Origin of the sequence: Microcoleus sp. LAD1_D3, assembly GCF_036702135.1 — a bacterium.
Classification (GTDB): Bacteria; Cyanobacteriota; Cyanobacteriia; order Cyanobacteriales; family Microcoleaceae; genus Microcoleus.
Window position 1 is genome coordinate 1 of record NZ_JAUBSB010000129.1, and the last position, 3,803, is coordinate 3,803.

The window sequence follows — 3,803 nt, forward strand, 5'->3', positions numbered from 1 at the left end:
GCCCTTCAAGTGGACTTATAAGGGTAAAGTATTAGCGGTTTAGTGGGTATTCTATTTTCGCCGAGCTGTACTAGTATCATCCATATTCTCCCGTTGCCGATGGATGATAAAAGCCTTTAATAATAACCTCTTCATCGCTGGGGCCAAAATTCTGTCAAGAGCATCAATCGCATATTGGCAATCCCGCAGTTGATGGGCACTCACACACTTGCCATTGTGGTGCTGGGTGATTTTTTTGAGCGCGGGAGAAATCTGACACCCAGATATCGGGACGATGTTCTGCGAGAACTTCGTTAATTACCCCTGTCCCTTGACTCGGGATCCTGAGGTGTAAACAAACATCCTGGTTCTGAAACACCCACTCCCACTCCCACTGTCCGTTAACTCTCGCACTGGTTTCATCTGAACAAATTAATTTTGCCCGCCGCAACCGTTGTAGTATTTGACTTACTGGGTCGTCTAAACTGGTGCGTGACTTTTGCCAACAGGTTTGCGATTGCTCCTTCGGAAATCTTGAGTCCAAAAACGGATGCAAATATGGACGATAGCCGTTCGTAGCTGATGGCATGAGTGTAACCCAGATATGTGACCAAGCTTTGAATTGAACTGCCAAACGGTGAACCTGCTTCCATTCCCCATGGTACAGGGGCCAGATACTCGGTTTGACAGCAGGCACACTGACCACCATAACGTTCTATTCGGGTGATGATGGGGCGAATAGGGGGTAGTTCGATTTTTTCGTAGACGGATTGCAATTTTTGGGTGGCGGCGGTGACTTTCTCTCCACACTGGGGGCAATTTTTGACTTGGGCGATGATTGTTTGGTCGGGATGAGGATGTAGTTCTCGAACCCCTCCGACTCTTCCTAGGCTTCTTTGTCTTTTTATTCCTTGAATTTTCGACGGCTTAATGTTCGGCTTGAAACCTTTGGATGGTGGAGTGCTGGAATTTTTGCTAGTTTTGGTGGGAGATGAGCCTGGTGCCAGGTTCCTATGTGGCTAATGCTGCGCTAAGTTTTGGGATTTCTTGCCATAGCTCTACTATCAAGGCTTCTTTTGCCTCGTTCGATAGTTGCTTTAAGTCGGGGAGTTTTTCCATTCCTTTATCTAGTGTCTATCTCCTCTTCTTGTCAAGGGGGTTGAGCAATTACAAGTTTTATAATACTGGGAAATGGGTAATTTGGTCATCAAATTATCTAATCAGTTTTAACCAAAAGGGGTTTGTTTTTATGCCGATCGAGTTTGCGAAGTATCAGGGACTGGGAAATGATTTTATTCTGATTGACAACCGCCACTCGTCAGAACCCGCGATCTCACCAGAACAAGCTGTGGATTTGTGCGATCGACATTTCGGGATTGGCGCAGACGGTGTGATATTTGCTCTTCCCGGTCAAAACGGCACTGACTATACGATGCGGATTTTTAACTCCGACGGTTCGGAACCGGAAATGTGCGGCAACGGGATTCGCTGTTTGGCTAAGTTTATCGCTGATTTGGAAGCGTCAGAGGCGAAAACTCAGTACCGCATCCACACTCTGGCTGGTGTGATTACCCCGGAATTGCGATCGGACGGTCAGGTTAAGGTGGATATGGGAGTTCCCCGGCTGCTGGCGGCGGAAATTCCGACAACTTTGGCCGCACCGGATGCGAAAGTTATAGATGTGCCGATCGAAGTTGCTGATAAATCTTGGTCTGTTACCTGCGTCAGCATGGGCAATCCTCACTGCATTACATTTGTAGAGGATGTTGCGGCTGTTGCTTTAGAAACTGTCGGGCCTCAATTCGAGCACAACCAAGCATTCCCGCAGCGTACCAATACGGAGTTTATTCAAGTGATACGTTCGGACTACGTAAAAATGCGGGTGTGGGAAAGAGGCGCGGGTGTTACTCTAGCTTGTGGGACTGGTGCTTGTGCTGCTGTGGTAGCTGGGGTGTTGGTAGGGAAGTGCGATCGGGCAACTGCGGTTGAACTCCCCGGCGGCGTTTTGGAAATCGAATGGGCAGAAGTTTCTGGGCGGATTTACATGACCGGGCCGGCACAGCGAGTATTTACTGGTTGTATTAGTCATTAGTCATCAGTCATCAGTTATTAGTCATCAGTCACTGGTCAGAAGGAATTTTTTGTTGAATTAACAAACAATAAAAATTATTGACTTCAAAATTTTTATTGAATTCTGACCAATGCCTTCCGCCTTCACAACTTATTGGCTGCGGACTGAAGACTGAAGACTAATAACTAAGCCTGAAATCTAAAATCTAAAATCTAAAACCTAAAATCTAAAATTAAGTAGGTGGGCTTGCATGGCTGGAGGTATTTATCTGATTCAGGACGACGACAGGCTGGTAGAAATGATGGAACAGCCCTACGACTCGGAAGACCAGTTACAAGACTTGCTAGTAACTTATCCCAATTTGATCGCGGGAGACCAAATCGATCGGGCTACGGCGCGGAGATGGCTGTTAATTTCGCGGGAAGCTGCACCTAGCGATGAGGAAACAGCGGTGCAGTGGTCGCTGGATCATTTGTTTCTCGACCAAAATGCAGTTCCTACTTTGGTGGATGTCCGGCGAACTCCTAATGCCGAACTGCGGCAAAAAGTTTTGGGTCAGTCGATCGACTATGCTGCTAATGCGTTGGTTTACTGGCCTGTCGATTCAATTATTGCTCTGTTTGAAGCTAATTGTCGCGATCGGGGTCGCGATCCCGAACAGATTTTTGAAGAGTTTCTCGGCGCAAATGCTAATGAAGACAGATTTTGGCAGAAGGTTAAAACTAATTTGCAAGCCGGTAAAGTTCGCTTAGTGTTTGTAGCTGACGAGATTTCTGCTGAAATGCGCCGAGTTGTGGAATTTCTCAACGAACAAATGGACCCGGTTGAAGTTTTGGCCCTGGAAATTAAGCAGTATGTAAGCGAAGACGGTTTGAAAACGCTGGTTCCCAGAGTGATCGGTCAGACAGCGGAAGCACAGCAGAAAAAATCCAGCGCAACGCGCGAAAGAAGGCGCTGGGATGAATCTTCATTTTTTGCGGAAATCCAAGCTAGACGGGGCGCGGACGAGGCGCAAATAGCAAAAGAAATTTACCTGTGGGCAAAAAGTCAAGAACCCGAAGTTCAAATCCACTGGGGAACGGGGGATGCCTACGGCGGTTTCGCGGCTCAATTGCCTCAAAGGGGAAGAAAACCCTATCAGTTATTCACTGTAGATATTGCTGGCAGAATGGAGATTTCTGCTGATAATTACGGTTCCAGGCCGCCGTTTAATGCGGATCACAATTGGCTGCAATTGAGAAGTAAACTGACTTCGATCGGTCTGTCGCTGCCTACAGAACCTGGGGAGAGAAGGTCGCCGAGTCTGGCTTTGTTTACTTTGCAAGATGAATCTGCCCTCAAGCAAGTTATGCAAACTTTTGACTGGGTGATTGAGCAAATTAAAACGTTATAGTTACACTCACAGAGGAGAGAAACGGAGGAAACGGCAGTGCCGTTTCCCTACCCGGATTAATTGTAGGGAAACGGTACTGCCCATTAGTGTCAACTTAACGTAAAACCGATAGTCCGGCAAGGGTTGAAACCCCTGCCTCAAAGCTAAAGTCCTCTCAAAGAGGACTAAGGAGTTTTTCAGTCCTCTTTGAGAGGACTTTAGCTATAAGCCCCGTGGAATTCATTCCCTGGCGAAGAGTGCCGGGTGGGCGGGATGACTGGCGCACAAAAAGCTGAAGTTGACACTTACAGCAGATTCCATGTATATGTGGTACACTAGATTCAGTAGCCTCACCAGAAAAAATGAAAGCTTATTCAATAG

At 47.1% G+C, this 3,803-nt stretch carries 2 protein-coding genes; both read left to right on the forward strand.

What is annotated here, in order from left to right; genetic code table 11:
• The first annotated feature begins 1,228 nt into the window (after positions 1–1,228).
• Positions 1,229–2,071, forward strand: a complete 843-nt coding sequence (gene dapF, locus QUA74_RS29350; protein WP_333336240.1) for a diaminopimelate epimerase — start codon at positions 1,229–1,231, stop codon at positions 2,069–2,071.
• A 229-nt stretch (positions 2,072–2,300) separates the two neighbouring features.
• On the forward strand, positions 2,301–3,443 hold the full coding sequence (locus QUA74_RS29355; RefSeq protein ID WP_333336242.1) for a hypothetical protein: 1,143 nt from the start codon (positions 2,301–2,303) through the stop codon (positions 3,441–3,443).
• Positions 3,444–3,803 lie beyond the last annotated feature (360 nt).

Coding starts and splice junctions, on each gene's coding strand:
- QUA74_RS29355 (WP_333336242.1), top strand. CDS start 2,301: ATGGCTGGAGGTATTTATCTGATTCAGGACGACGACAGGCTGGTAGAA.
- dapF (WP_333336240.1), top strand. CDS start 1,229: ATGCCGATCGAGTTTGCGAAGTATCAGGGACTGGGAAATGATTTTATT.